Source organism: Nitrosomonas sp. (assembly GCF_021731985.1).
GTDB lineage: Bacteria > Pseudomonadota > Gammaproteobacteria > Burkholderiales > Nitrosomonadaceae > Nitrosomonas.
Genome location: NZ_JAKFWH010000015.1, coordinates 1 through 14,695 on the forward strand (window position 1 = coordinate 1; position 14,695 = coordinate 14,695).

Here is a 14,695-nt window from a genome sequence, read left to right on the forward strand (position 1 = left end):
ACTCCAAAATATAATGCAAAGTATCGCGCTGATTTGATTACAAGGGCGGTTAAGTGGGCGAATTGGCTGGAAGATCGGTTTCTTTTATCAAATAATACTCATAATCAGTAAAAAAATATTATCCACAAAAACTGTGGATAATGCTGTAGATAAATGAGCAAAACATAAAGAGATGAAGTTTGTTGGAATCGGTTTATTGCGAACAAGGAAAGCATTCTCAAAAATGCCCTGGATTTGCTGATTTTTTATCATGACTGGTGGCTGCTCGGGACTGGCAAAGAGAAAAACGATCCTGATGAGCGGATAGAAGAAACTGGCGTCATGGATCCCAGTGACAATACGACTCTCGCTGAATGGAACAGATTCGATACATTATATCCGGCCATATCCTTTGCATTGTCATATATCATCAACCAACATAATAATTCAGAATTCATTCAGAAAATTGCACTAACAAATCTGAAAGATGCGCCTGATACCTGGGGTAAAGATTTATGGCTACAACGAAGAACTATGATTGCCTGTGTGAAACGAACCGGGCTTTCGTTTATCGTGGATAACCTAAACCAGATCAGATATGAATTGATCTACTATGTTTTGCTAAAAACAGATCCCAATCCCAATCCCGTTGAATTAAATGTGCTGAGAGATGCTTTGTCTGAGGGGGAGCATCCAGTACTCAGAAGTGTAATGGAATCTGACCATATCATTGGGTTAATTGATAGATCGGTTTATCAAGAAACCTAATGTCAATTGAAAGAAATAAAGTAATCGCACTTATTCCAATTCTCGATAGAAATGCAAATATAAAAAATATATAACTTTCTGTTTTTAATAGCCATAACTAATGTAATTATTGCTATTACTATCTGCAATTGGAATCAGTCTTGCATCCTGCAATACCAATAAGCTGGTTCGACTAAATGGCATCATCGAAGCAGTTAGGAAGAATTGAGCGGCGCATTGCTGGTTCCAATGATTCTATGCTGTCTTCCTACTTCAATCAATGAGAATAATAATCATTAACATTAATAGACAATGTCATGTAGAATGCCATATATCCATCGTGCCCTAAGGATGGATTACCGCACCAATCAGCGCATAGCAGAACGTGTAGCCGGATGGTTGGAGTAGTTCAAGTTAAACATCAGTTGCCCAGTGCATCATTCTTCTCTTCCTCTCCTTTGGTGTGCTGGGGATTTTATGAGTTCTGCTTACTGAGAATCCATATTAGAATCATTCGATAAACTATTACGCTAACGGACAAGCAAGATCAATGGATTAAAGCACAAATTGCTGCTGGCGGCTCTACGAATGACAGTGAATATATCCGTGATCTCGTACGCCGAGATCAGGAACAAAATGCACAATTTCTGGCATTAAAACAAGCCATTCAGGAAGGATTGGATAGTGGCGTAAGCAATAAAACTTTAGGCGAGATTTGGGAAGAAGCCGAGCAACGCTCTAAAAATAAACGTGGGTAAATTCCATTTAACGAATCGCGCTGTTGCTGACCTGTCTGAAATTGCCGATTTCACCATTCAGACGTTTGGCATCGAACAGGCTCGTTTTTATCCTATAACCATAGGAATGGATAAAAACAGACTGAAATGTTTAAAAAATCTCGATACCTTGCTAATAGATTTATACTACTCACTAGTTAAGTGAAAGATGATATGGTTTAACAGGCCGTTGAAAACTATCTGCGTTGCCGCTGCGGTGTTAAAAACAGGGTTAAAATGCTCATTTATCATGCATAAACTGCGCTTTTCCGCCTGTTTTCCCTTGCACCGGCTGCCTCGAAAACGTTTTTCAACGGCCTGTTAAGACCTCCAATAATAAAATATGCCCATGAACTATTTTCAGTTTGATACTTTTTGGGATGATTAAAGCAATTTAGTCGCGACTTATCATGCAAAATTCAGCGAATTTTTCTGTGCCTCACCTTTCCTACTGAAAATAGTATAGAGTCACATAATATAATAATATAAATACTGATCTCAGCCCGCATTTTGTTTCATTGAGCAAGGATTAAAACTAGGCTTTTATGTTGTATTATGCATTTAAAATTCTTATTTCTGCTATTATAATTATGGCTATCGCAGAAATTGCAAAGCGGAATACAGGCTTTGCCGCACTTATAGCAGCTCTACCTCTTACATCATTGTTAGCGTTTGTTTGGCTCTATGTTGAGGGTTTCCCGTTATCGCAGATTGCAGACCTTTCAATGCAAATTTTCTGGCTGGTGTTGCCTTCCCTTCTATTATTTCCGGTGTTATCCATATTACTTAAGCAAGGCTTGGGTTTCTGGTTTAGTTTCAGCTTATCTGCTGCCACTACCATTGGCTGTTATTTTATCCTTCTATATCTTCTGCGTAGGATGGGAGTGCAACTGTAAAAAATAACGTTACCATAGTAACGAAGAATTGATGCCACGTCGTGTTATCCCTATCTCTTAGTCTAAGTGTTAATGAGCTTCCTTGCGGGAAGTTTTGCGTTAATAAAATTTCCTGGGGTTGTGAAAAAACTATCCTAGTTTAAAGCTCAATGACCGTAACAGAATGCCAGTATTCTTATCATCGAGTGGCAACTACCGGGGGCGGGTTGAGAAGCCAAAGCCGTATAGTAAGCCAAATATTATCACTGCCCCCAGTAGGTTGGGAGATTTCATATCCAGATATTTTTGGAAGATACTGTTATTCTAAAAACCCTTATAAATTACGCTAAGCGAAATAATTTCCTCATTCAGAAAATAACTCCAGGTGGTCTGTATCTGCATCGCGCGCAGTGGCAGATAAATTCTGAAGTTATTGAATTGTCATATCATACTTCTATAAGAACACATCAACAAAACTACATACATTCCCAGCGTGAGGCAACTCCACGTTCGGCTCATCAAACGGAATGGCCCCAGTAGTTTTGTATATATCTCAATCCGGTTTTGTTTGATCACAACAAGTTTCATACAAAATATAGAAAAAATATTATAGATCTCCTTATATAAATTTCTGTTATATAGTTCTACTGGTTCGGCTTGGATTTATGTATTAGTGATTATTTACCAGTCATCCAATTTGATAAATTTATACTAGAAGGATGGGCAGTTTCATGCAGACAAGAAATAACAGCTTAAAAGCAGAAATTAAGATTACTAATTTATATCTCATTCTCCTATTCATTTTTCTCTTGCCTGCGTTCCAAGCAAATGCTGCGGACGTATCAATGAAACCAATCTCAGACAAACTCAAAGTAAAAACCAGTGAAACCAGATGGATTAGCTTAGGAGCAGGTTATCGAGGAACAGGGTTATGGACTGAAAACTTAAATGGTAATTTAGATAGCGGCCGCTACAGTAACGACAATGCTCGTATTTATTTGAATGGACAGATCAATCAATATCTTAAATTCGAAGTCAATACTGAATGCTTTTTCTGCAACAATACCGCTTCGGGTGATAATCCCAGGATGTCTTACAACATCCTTGATGCCATTGCGAAATTCGAATACAACCGCTATTTTAACATTTGGGGAGGGCGCATGTTAGCGCCTACAGAGCGGGGAGAATTAAGCGGCCCTTTTTTCCAAGCCACTCACGATGCATTCAAAACACCATTCTTTTCTCAGGATTTCAGCACACATTTTGGCAATGGCGGAGCAGGTCGTTATGGTCGTGACGATGGGGTAACTTTCTGGGGTAATGCAGAGCCAGGTTTCGTTCCCGGAACACTGGGTTATGCAATGGGCGTCTTTCGTGGTTTGGAATCATCGCACACCACGGGACCTAATCCAAGCGGCACTATTTTAACAGCTGCGCGTGTTACCTATAATTTTCTGAATCCAGAAAAAAACCCTGGCTACTACACTTCTAGTACATATTACGGTAAAGCGGGAGATATTTTAGCGCTGGCATTCGGTATGTCTTATCAAAAGAATGGTGCCGGGTCATTCGCACATCGAAGTGATTTTCTCGGTTTTACAGGTGATTTACTATTTGAAAAAGTATTACCCAGAAATATGGGTGTAACTACTCTAAATGCTGAATATAAACAATTTTATGCGGGCTATTCGTCTGCCGCATTTTCTGATCTTAATTGTTTTTGTATGTTTGATGGCAAGTCGTGGACAGTAACCGGTCTTTACATGTTTCCAACTAAAATTGGCATCGGGCACTTTCAACCTTATGGCAGATTTACCAGTATTCAGCCTAATCGAAGCAATAATCGAGAAGAAATTGAAGCGGGTTTAAATTATATTATTGATGGCTTTAATGCACGTATTTCAGCCTATTATCAACACGGCGATCTTTTGTCTAAAGGGTTGAATTATGCGCCTGGGGTATCAGGTCCAACGCAAGATGTTTTCAAAATTTCTTTCCAATTGCAGATTTAATACTCCAGAGTTCATTGCTCCTGATAAGCTATTATGAAAATGTCCCTATCTGTACCTAAAAATGAATTGCCCATTCAGCAACGGAATTCCACTATCCTGACCTATCCCAAACAATCTAGCCAACAAGTACCTGAAATACCAGTCGATCCAGCTTACAAACCACTGCAAGCAAAGCTAGCACTCAAATTTGCTGCAATCGATGCAACCACCAGGCTTGTCGAGCGAGATCATTTCGGTCCATTGTTAGTGCAAAAACCTTTTTATCCGGAAGGACGAGAAGTCTGCCATGTGGTGATTATTCATCCGCCCGGTGGAGTCGTCGGTGGTGATCAGTTAGAGATTTCAACCCAAGTCGGCACTTCCGCAAACGCGCAAATTACGACACCGGGGGCCACCAAATGGTACAAAGCCAATGGACATACTTCCCATCAAAAGATCAGACTCGATGTCAATAAAGGCGGTGCGCTCGAATGGGTACCGCAAGAAACCATTTTTTACAATCATGCCAATGTAGAGATTGATCATCAGGTTACGCTGGAGGATGATGCAATTTATGTCGGCTGTGAAATATTATGTTTTGGGCGGACCGCATCGGGTGAAACGTTTGATCAAGGCCAAATCAAGCAACGTACCAGTATTCGGCGCAATGATAAGTTGATTTGGCTTGAGCAAATCCGCCTTCTCGGTGAAAGTTCTGCGATGAATGGCTCTTTAACGCTATCTGGCAAAACAGTCTGCGCTTCGCTCATTTTGACGGGAAAAATGTTACCCCAAACACTCATCGATCTGGCACGTGAAGAAGCAGAAAAAATTACTCATGGTTCAGGCCAAGTGGGTATCTCACAGCTTAAATCAATAATCGTAGTTCGTTATTTGGGTCATTCGAGTGAAGTGGCACGGCACATCATGTTGCGTATCTGGGGTTTGTTTCGCCCGGAAGTACTTGGACGTGAGGCTATCGTGCCACGAATGTGGAACACATAATTTCGATTGATGATTTAAGGTGGTTTGCTAATACAGCATAGATGCTGTTGTAACGTATAAATTGTAACTGTTATTTTACCCAGGAGAGAAACGATGGACCTAACACCTAGAGAGAAAGACAAGCTCATGATATTTACTGCCGGATTAGTGGCTGAGAAACGTAAAGCTCGCGGCCTGCGGCTCAACTATCCGGAGGCGGTTGCACTGATTACTTGTGCCGTGCTAGAAGGTGCCAGAGATGGTCGGACCGTAGCGGAATTGATGTCAGCAGGTCAGCGAATACTAACTCGTTCGGATGTCATGGAAGGTGTTCCTGAAATGATTCCGGATATTCAGGTTGAAGCGACTTTTCCGGATGGTACCAAGCTCGTGACTGTGCATAATCCGATTGTTTAATTGATCAACATAATAGGAGACCGCTATGAGAGTACCAATGATTCCAGGTGAGGTATTTACTGAGTCAGGTGATATCGAACTAAATGTCGGCAGAAGGACAAAAACGATGACTGTTTCGAATGGAGGAGATCGTCCCATTCAAATTGGCTCTCACTTTCATTTTTATGAAGTGAATTCCGCCATGAAGTTTGACCGGGAAGCTGCTTATGGCATGCGACTGAATATTATGGCCGGTACGGCCGTCCGCTTTGAACCCGGACAAGAAAGAACCGTAGAACTCGTTGATCTGGCTGGAGACCGCATCGTTTATGGATTTAATCAAAAAGTGATGGGTAAACTGAAATAATTTGTATCGCAATAATTTCACAGGAGCAAAAAAATGAGCGTAAAAATTTCCCGTCAATCCTATGCTGATATGATGGGTCCAACGACCGGAGACCGGGTTCGTTTGGCCGATACAGAACTAATGATTGAAATTGAAAAAGACTTCACAACTTACGGTGAAGAAGTAAAATTCGGTGGTGGCAAAGTGATTCGAGATGGCATGGGTCAATCACAACGCAATCATGCTGATGTCATGGACACCGTCATTACCAATGCAATCATTATTGATCATTGGGGGATTGTCAAAGCGGATATCGGGCTTAAGAGTGGCAAGATCGCAGCAATCGGTAAAGCCGGAAACCCGGATATACAACCGAATGTCACCATGGCCATTGGCTCGGCAACCGAGATCATTGCGGGTGAAAACTTGATTGTCACTGCGGGTGGAGTGGATACACACATTCACTTCATTTCACCGCAGCAAGCTGAAGACGCCATGATGAATGGCATCACCACTATGCTCGGCGGCGGTACCGGACCTGCGGTGGGAACAGCTGCAACCACTTGCACACCCGGTCCTTGGCATATTCATTCGATGCTCAGAGCATCGGATGGATTGGTTATGAATACTGGTTTCTTCGGCAAGGGCAATACCAGCTTGCCTATACCGCTTGAAGAACAAGTATTAGCCGGTGCTTGTGGACTGAAACTGCATGAAGACTGGGGTACAACGTTTGCCGCCATTGATAATTGTTTGAATGTTGCAGATAAATACGATGTGCAGGTGGCTATCCATACCGACACCATCAATGAAGGCGGCTATCTGGAAAACTCCATTGCTGCGATGAAAGACCGCACCATTCATACCTTCCATACCGAAGGTGCGGGCGGCGGTCATGCGCCGGATATTATCGCCGTTGTGGGCCTTGACAATGTGTTGCCGTCATCGACCAATCCGACACGCCCATATACCGTCAATACGCTCGATGAACATCTGGACATGCTGATGGTATGTCACCATTTGCATGCAAATATTCCAGAAGATCTTGCTTTTGCAGAATCACGCATTCGCAAGGAAACAATCGCTGCGGAAGATATTCTGCATGACATGGGCGCAATCTCCATGATGTCATCGGACTCCCAAGCTATGGGACGCATTGGTGAAGTGGTATTACGCACTTGGCAAACCGCGCATAAAATGAAAATACAACGCGGAACATTGCAAGAAGATAGTTCAAGAAATGATAATTTCAGAGTTAAACGCTATATTGCAAAATACACGATTAATCCTGCAATTACTCATGGTATTGCGCACGCGATCGGATCGGTAGAAGTCGGCAAATATGCTGATCTCGTGCTGTGGAGACCTGCTTTCTTCGGTGTGAAACCATCCATGATTCTGAAAGGCGGGATGATTGCTGCGTCCCTGATGGGTGACCCGAATGCTTCTATTCCTACCCCACAGCCCGTTCATTATCGCTACATGTTTGGCGGATACGGTGGAGGGATTAAAACATCTTGTTTCACTTTCGCCTCGCAAGCAGCACTGGGTGCGGGCTTGGTTGATCAATTGAAACTCGATAAAAACCTCATCACCGTGAAAAACACGCGTAATCTACGTAAGAAAGACATGATTCACAATAGCGCAACCCCCAAGATGGAAGTTGATCCTGAAACATACGAAGTTCGTGCAGATGGTCAACTGCTTACTTGCGGTGCAGAAGATGTGTTGCCAATGGCGCAACGGTATTTTCTGTTTTAGGAATATCAGGAACAGAGGAAGCTTCTTGGTTTTGGTCAAGCAAATTTCTGAAACCAGCAGCTTCCCTACCGAGTAGGGTAGGAACTGTCGCAGCATCGAATACTGTGATAATCATTATTAATCCTTAATTGATCATAATAATAAAATGCTTACGCTAAATACCAAAATAGATCATGCTGACTCAGTGTTTGCACAACTCGTTTTGCCCTACGAGATGCGTGAAAATAGTCGATTAAGAACTGCGCTTGCGTCGGGTGAAGAAGTGGCTATTTTCACGACACGAGGTACAGTTTTACGAAACAATGATCTACTCAGAAGTGATGATGGGCGTGTCGTACAAATTATTGCAGCCCACGAACCTACGTATCGAATTACGTGTAAAACGCCACATGATTTATTGCGATGTGCCTTCCATTTGGGCAATCGCCACACACAAACTCAGGTTGGCGAAGATTTCCTGCGGATTCTCCAGGATACTGTACTAAAACAAATGGTGGAAGGCTTGGGAGCTATTGTGACTGAAGAAGATGCGCCCTTTGAACCTGAGTCAGGCGCCTATGGTAACGGCGGCGGCCATCACCATCATGGCGATGGCCATTATCATGCTCATGGTCCGCTTGCCCCAATCCCAGCGCGCCAAAAGATTCACCGGCCTTCCGATCCGCATTCTTAGGAGAGCCACCTTGCAATCCGCACAATTGCTTCGCTTATTGCAGCTCGCAAGCCCATCGTTACCAGTTGGTGCATACACTTATTCGCAAGGTTTGGAATCAGCGATTGAGAAAGGAACAGTCCATAATGAAAGCACAGCGCGAAAATGGATTGCCGAATCTCTAAATATCGTCGCAGACTTTGAAGCACCGATACTATGGCGTTTGCTTAAAGGTTTTTCTGAACGTGATGCTGCAGCTGTCAATTATTGGACCGAGTGCTTTATTGCGGCTCGCGATACAGCTGAATTTAGAGCAGAAACGATCCAGATGGGATACTCTTTAGGCAAGCTGATCAAGGATCTAAAAATTGCAGACGAGTCGTTACAGGCGATATTGACCAGCCAATTGGAAATACCGTTGCCCACTGCCTTTGCTTGTGCCGCAGTAGCGCTTGCCGTACCGCATGAAGCAGCGTTGCTGGGAATGCTGTTTTCTTTGATTGAGAATCAAGTGTTGGTCTGTGTTAAATCAGTTCCGCTCGGTCAGGTCTCTGGACAAAATCTTCTACTTTCATTGCATAATGACATTGAAACGGCGTCAGACCGCGCACAGCAACTCAATGATGACGAATTATCCAATTGGGCACCTGGCTTGTCATTGCTGTCAATACAACATGAAACACAATACAGTAGAATTTATCGATCATAATTTTGGGGACATAACAACGTGGATAAGCAATCAAATCCTCTTCGAGTGGGCATCGGCGGCCCGGTCGGATCCGGAAAAACGGCTTTATGCGAAGCTTTAAGTAAAAAAATGCGTGACCATTATGAAATGGCTGTCATTACGAATGATATCTACACCAAGGAAGATATGGAGATTCTATTACGCGCCAATGCGCTACCTCCGGAACGTCTGATGGGTGTGGAAACGGGTGGATGTCCTCATACCGCCATCAGGGAGGACGCTTCAATCAACCTCGAAGCCATTGCTCGAATGACGGCCGATTTTCCCAATCTTGATCTCATTCTGGTTGAATCGGGAGGAGACAATTTAGCCTCCACTTTTAGTCCCGAGCTTTCTGATCTGACCATTTATGTCATTGATGTGGCCGCAGGTGAGAAAATACCGCGTAAAGGCGGCCCCGGCATCACACGATCAGCGCTTCTCATTATTAACAAAATCGATCTCGCTCCGTATGTGGGGGCAAATCTCGACGTGATGGATCGTGATGCCAAAAAAATGCGTGGTGACCGTCCGTTTGTATTTACCAATCTGCATACCGGTGAAGGCGTTGATCAAATTGTAAACTTCATCATAAAGCAAGGATTATTGGACGAAGTAAAAAAACAACGTGCTTAGGAGGCCACTGAATAATCCATCGGTCGTCCAGACTACAATGAGAAATTACACTCTATATTTCTATGATAGTTATGCAGGGAAATTCCTGAGTTAGCTTTCTTACAACAGGGTTCAGTTGTCACTAAAACTGGCTGACTTAGTAACATATTGTTTGTAGCTATTTTTCAAACCAAAACTTTAGGAGCTAATCATGGATTGGTCATTATCAATTGACAAAGCAATACCCAAACCGCTTCGTGTCATTCTCAGAGGGGTTGGGCAAGTGTTTTTCTGTTGCAATGCGGTTACCGGGCTTATTTTTTTAATAGCGTTATATGTCGGGGGAATCACTGCAGGGCTTGCTGCCACCGTGGGTGTTATCAGCAGCACTGTTGCAGCCTATTTATTAGGTTTCTCTGACGATGATATCGATGCAGGGTTGTATGGGTTCAACGGTACACTGGTTGGGCCTTGCTTGTTTTTATTTCTCGAGAACACTCCTCAACTCTGGCTATATGTTGTGCTCGCTTCGATTTTGTCTACTGTCGTGTTGGCGGCGTTAATGCGAATTTTGCAACCCTATAACATCCCTGCCTCTACTTCACCTTTTGTGTTGACTTGCTGGATGTTCATGGTGGCCGTTTATTCTTTTGATGGATTCTCGCGCGGACCGGTCCTGCCGGCACCTGGAATTCCCGCTGACATTGCTGCAACCGCAGTAGTGACAACGGAGTTCGCCACCTTGACTCAAGAAGCGGCTGTGGCTTGGTACACAGCGATTACCAAGGGTATCGGTGAAGTCATGTTTGCTGATAGCGTTATTGTAGGTATTTTGTTTCTTGTTGGCATCGCGATAACCTCGATGCGTGGCGCATTCATGGCATTATCCGGTGCCATCGTTGGGGTTGCCGTGCCTGTCTTACTCGGTGCAGATAAAACGTTAATTGAAATGGGACTCTATGCATTCAATCCGGTGCTGACAATGATGGCGGTAGGATGGGTCTTTCTCAAACCGACTACGGGAAGTGCAATACTTGCTCTGCTGGCAGGAATTTTGACGATTATCTGTCAGGCTGGCTTAGCTAATTTCCTAGCACCGATAGGTTTGCCTACATTAACCTTCCCTTTTGTACTAGTCATGTGGATGTTTCTATTTGCCGCCAGTAAATCTAGGTACTGGGGAAATTCTCAGTAACAATATCAATATTCTTAAATTAAAGCCCCGTTGATTAGCGGGGCTTTTTGTTTGTAGCTAATAACAATCAGGATATTCTCAGGTCAGCGGGCTACTATGCGTATGCGCAACAGCAGAATGGGAATGCGACTCCTGCGCGAGCTCGATCGGCACAATATGCAACTTGCCATGCCGCACGCCATTGGTCGCAATGACCTGGTTGGCAAAAAGCCTGACATCCTGAATGGTGCCTCGGAGAATCGTGACTTCAAGGCAGTTATCATGATCCATATGAACGTGCATACTCGACAGGGTCAAGTCATGATGATGATGATGCGCCGAAGTTACCTGGCTGGCTAAATCTCTCTCATGGTGATTATAGATATAACTCAGCGTAGCAATACAATACCCTTTGTTATCCTTCTGCAGGCGAGAAGTTTCAAGGTACTCCCGAATAAGATCACGAATCGCTTCTGATCGATTATCATAGCCGCGCGCATGCGCAAGCTTATCGAATTGCTCAAAAAGCTGATCATCCATCGAAATAGTAAAACGTTCCATCAATAATTCCCCCTGAATGCTTACTTTAAGAACTTACCAAGATAACAAATCTGATTTTATCCATCAATCAACAAAAATTGTAAGTTCATTACATCGATTTAATAATTAGCTACCAAATTGACACGAAATGAGCGGCTTTCGATCGGATGAAAATGCAAATCACCCACACCAGCCGCAGGCTCACCGGGAAGTCTGGAAGTATAGTAATAATCAATCGCGTGAGCATGAGTGTTCAATAGATTGAATCCCTGTAACATCATTCGCACATTTTTGCTGATCTTGTAGCCGATTTGACCATTCAACGTAATGGTGTGATTGGACTGCACACTGTTATCTTCGATGAGCGAGCGCTTGCCAAAATAACGAAATTGCATACTCCCAAAGATAGGGCCAATGTTGTCGACAGAAACTGCCAGCTTACCCACGCCTTGGATTGCTCCCGGTATGTGATTGCCACTGGGATCGATATCACTAAAACGTGCACGCGCCAACGCATAATCGACATCAATCGTTAGCCAGTCCGTTGGCATATAAAACAGCGAAGCCTCAAGCCCTTCCCGCTTACTCGGGCGACTGGCCTCAGTCGTTCCAACATCACCAACGAATAACAGCTCTGAATCCAGATCCAGACGAAATGCGGCAAAAGAAGCCTGCAAACCTGGCACGATGGCGGTGCGAAGCCCTACTTCATAGCCCGTTGAACGCACCAGTGGATTGACTCTGTTAATGGGTTCCCCTGATTTTGGATCCACCGTGGAAGTCGTTCCTCGCGCATCATTGCTATGAAACCCACTGCCGTAATTAACATAGAATTCTGTTTGCGCCCAGGGCCCAAAAATCAGGCTCAACTTGGGATTGGTCATACTATCGTAACGATTACCTGAATTTACACTGATATTGCTGTTAACATCAAACCAATAATAATCCGAGCGCACACCCGCCACACTGCGGAATTTTTCCAGCCACTGTATACTATTCTGATAATAGATTCCTACACTGTTCTGATTAATATGATCTTTGCGAGTAGTCGACAGTGTTTGGCGCTCTTTTGTGCTTAACAAGCCGTTGTCAATCACATCATTCTGAAACTGAACGCCCACCGCATTTTCAACCTCAAATCCAGCAATTTTATTTACCCAAAGGTGATTCAAATTCATGGCAGACTGAAAACGTTTATCGATTTGGGAAAACTGATCCCCATTCACAGGATCATTCAGGAAATAAGTAAAATTTGAAAATAGAGCCAGATTGGTATGAAGGGTATACAGGTTTAACTGAGTAACTCCGAAACGCCCTATATGCTGTAGCGCGCTGGAAAGACTAAAGCGATGTGCTTCACCACCACCACTGGGATCAATCGCACCCAGCCGGGGAACGAATCCACTAGCAACCGCTCTTTGTGGAATCTGATCGGTTGAGTTCCAGCTTCCACCGTAGCCCATTGCCGTGATATTAAATTTGGTTGGCCCCGTATCCTGGCTATAGCGCAACACCGCATTGAATTTCTTGAAATCCTCAGGTTTAACCCATGGACCGTCTTTTGTCAGTAACTCCACAGCATACAGAACATGCCCATTACCCACTTCGTGTGATTTTGCCACCAATCCGCGCATGAATCCCTGCTGACCGAGACCATAACTGGCAATGCCTTTTGGCAACTTATCGACATAACTCATACTAACAGCCCCGGCTGAGGAAAAATCACCCTGATTGGCATAGTAGGGTCCTTTTAGGTATTGCAGGTTGCCCATCAACTCCGGAATGATGAAATTGGTGTCGGCCCAACCTTGCCCATGCCCATGCGAACGCTGATTGACCAGCATGCCATCGACCGTAATCCGCAAATCCGTACCATGGTCGAGATTAAAACCACGCAAAAAATATTGATTGGCTTTGCCTTCGCCACTATGTTGAGTCACGATCAGGCCCGGCACAGTTTCCAGTAATTCGCCCGGACGATAAACCGTGCGCGCATCGAGTTGCTGCTTCAACACAGTGCCTTCGCTGGCAGAACTTGCAGTGCCGATCAATTCCCGCGCGTTGGCGCGAATAATGATATCTTTGAGTGTTGGAACTCCTGCCGCATTGACCATGTAAGGAATTAACATAAGGCTCACACAAACAAAAAAATGTATTTGCGTCGTCAGTTCGGTTATTTTATTCAAATTCATTTTTCTGGAATGAGAAAAATCAGCAGAAAGCAGAAAGCAGAAAGTATAATACCTATCAATTAAAATGTATGATAAATTTCTATTTTTTCTTACGTCAATTAGGTGTTTTTCCTTGGAAATAATGACTAAATTTATTAGTTTAAATTTCTATATTTTCTTACATTCCTACATCCAATTGAGGAGAGCCACGTGTCAAAAATGCCGGTCAACTTGTGTATCACGCTTGCACTAGTTTTAACACTTATTTTTTTGCAGAATTTATTACTGGCCGCGGATACACAACAGCATCCAAAACCATTCATCGTGACTTCGGTATCACCCATAACTAATATAGTTAGAAACATCGGGGGTACACATATTCATGTCATAGGAATAGTTCCGGATGGCACCGATTCTCATACGTTTGAGCCCATTCCTTCGGATATAAAAACGTTGCAAGCTGCTGACATGATTATCGTGAATGGCCTTGATTTGGAATTGCCTACTTTGAAATTGGCCGAAAAGGTTAAAAAAACTAAAACTACTATCCTACAATTGGGAAATCGCACGCTTAAGGAAGAAGATTGGCAGTATGATTTTAGTTTTCCTCGCGAACACGGACATCCGAACCCTCACTTATGGTTGAATATTGAATTGGTGATGCGGTATGTTGAAATCATAAAGGAGAATCTCAGTACACTTGACCCAGCAAATAAGGAAAGCTATCAAAAAAATGCTGCGACATTGCTCGCTAAATTACAGAAACTCGATCAAGCAATCTTTGGGTGTGTGGGAACCATTCCCATAAATAACCGCAAACTTGTCACTTATCATCAGTAGTGTCCGGAGATTCGAGAATTGTCGCATGATAACTCGTTGAACGACCATTACTAAATGACATATTTTTCTGTAATCGATTTCAACTTGCGCCAAACTTCTGACTTTTGTCAGGAGATTGCAT

General features: G+C 43.4%; 15 protein-coding genes. 13 read left to right on the forward strand and 2 right to left on the reverse strand.

Annotated features, from left to right (window positions below):
- Nucleotides 1-234: 234 nt before the first annotated feature.
- The 12 genes from QZ942_RS01780 (at nucleotide 235) to yut (ending at nucleotide 11,044) form a co-directional block, all read left to right on the forward strand.
- A complete protein-coding gene (locus QZ942_RS01780) occupies nucleotides 235-747 on the forward strand; it encodes a hypothetical protein (RefSeq protein ID WP_292992866.1) in 513 nt (170 codons plus the stop codon).
- Between the two features lie 503 nt (nucleotides 748-1,250).
- A complete protein-coding gene (locus QZ942_RS14015) occupies nucleotides 1,251-1,484 on the forward strand; it encodes a type II toxin-antitoxin system ParD family antitoxin (RefSeq protein WP_366835920.1) in 234 nt (77 codons plus the stop codon).
- A gap of 563 nt (nucleotides 1,485-2,047) precedes the next feature.
- Entirely contained in the window at nucleotides 2,048-2,398 is a 351-nt protein-coding gene (locus QZ942_RS01785; protein ID WP_292992867.1) for a DUF3147 family protein, read from the forward strand.
- Between the two features lie 710 nt (nucleotides 2,399-3,108).
- On the forward strand, nucleotides 3,109-4,389 hold the full coding sequence (locus tag QZ942_RS01790) for a hypothetical protein (RefSeq protein ID WP_292992869.1): 1,281 nt from the start codon (nucleotides 3,109-3,111) through the stop codon (nucleotides 4,387-4,389).
- 39 nt (nucleotides 4,390-4,428) lie between these two features.
- Complete coding sequence (locus QZ942_RS01795; protein ID WP_292992871.1) at nucleotides 4,429-5,373, forward strand: urease accessory protein UreD; 945 nt, start codon at nucleotides 4,429-4,431, stop codon at nucleotides 5,371-5,373.
- A 93-nt stretch (nucleotides 5,374-5,466) separates the two neighbouring features.
- Nucleotides 5,467-5,769 carry an urease subunit gamma gene (gene ureA, locus QZ942_RS01800; RefSeq protein ID WP_108699086.1) on the forward strand — a complete coding sequence of 101 codons (303 nt, stop codon included), beginning with the start codon at nucleotides 5,467-5,469 and terminating at the stop codon, nucleotides 5,767-5,769.
- Between the two features lie 37 nt (nucleotides 5,770-5,806).
- The gene (locus QZ942_RS01805; RefSeq protein WP_292992886.1) at nucleotides 5,807-6,115 is read left to right on the forward strand and encodes an urease subunit beta; all 309 of its coding nucleotides are present in this window, start codon (nucleotides 5,807-5,809) and stop codon (nucleotides 6,113-6,115) included.
- Between the two features lie 33 nt (nucleotides 6,116-6,148).
- Nucleotides 6,149-7,855, forward strand: a complete 1,707-nt coding sequence (ureC, locus tag QZ942_RS01810; RefSeq protein WP_292992873.1) for an urease subunit alpha — start codon at nucleotides 6,149-6,151, stop codon at nucleotides 7,853-7,855.
- 145 nt (nucleotides 7,856-8,000) lie between these two features.
- Entirely contained in the window at nucleotides 8,001-8,528 is a 528-nt protein-coding gene (ureE, locus tag QZ942_RS01815) for an urease accessory protein UreE (protein ID WP_292992875.1), read from the forward strand.
- Nucleotides 8,529-8,538: 10 nt separating this feature from the next.
- Complete coding sequence (locus QZ942_RS01820; protein ID WP_292992877.1) at nucleotides 8,539-9,216, forward strand: urease accessory UreF family protein; 678 nt, start codon at nucleotides 8,539-8,541, stop codon at nucleotides 9,214-9,216.
- A gap of 18 nt (nucleotides 9,217-9,234) precedes the next feature.
- Entirely contained in the window at nucleotides 9,235-9,870 is a 636-nt protein-coding gene (gene ureG / locus QZ942_RS01825; RefSeq protein ID WP_292992879.1) for an urease accessory protein UreG, read from the forward strand.
- Nucleotides 9,871-10,060: 190 nt separating this feature from the next.
- Nucleotides 10,061-11,044: an urea transporter gene (yut, locus tag QZ942_RS01830; RefSeq protein ID WP_292992880.1), complete on the forward strand. Its 984-nt coding sequence runs from the start codon at nucleotides 10,061-10,063 to the stop codon at nucleotides 11,042-11,044.
- 78 nt (nucleotides 11,045-11,122) lie between these two features.
- Here yut and nikR read toward each other — a convergent pair whose 3' ends face one another.
- Nucleotides 11,123-11,584 carry a nickel-responsive transcriptional regulator NikR gene (gene nikR, locus QZ942_RS01835; RefSeq protein ID WP_292992882.1) on the reverse strand — a complete coding sequence of 154 codons (462 nt, stop codon included), beginning with the start codon at nucleotides 11,582-11,584 and terminating at the stop codon, nucleotides 11,123-11,125.
- Nucleotides 11,585-11,682: 98 nt separating this feature from the next.
- Nucleotides 11,683-13,692, reverse strand: coding sequence for a TonB-dependent receptor (locus QZ942_RS01840; protein WP_292992884.1), 2,010 nt, complete (start codon nucleotides 13,690-13,692; stop codon nucleotides 11,683-11,685).
- Nucleotides 13,693-13,953: 261 nt separating this feature from the next.
- Between QZ942_RS01840 and QZ942_RS01845 the strand changes: the two genes are divergently transcribed.
- Complete coding sequence (locus QZ942_RS01845; RefSeq protein ID WP_292992888.1) at nucleotides 13,954-14,574, forward strand: metal ABC transporter substrate-binding protein; 621 nt, start codon at nucleotides 13,954-13,956, stop codon at nucleotides 14,572-14,574.
- Nucleotides 14,575-14,695 lie beyond the last annotated feature (121 nt).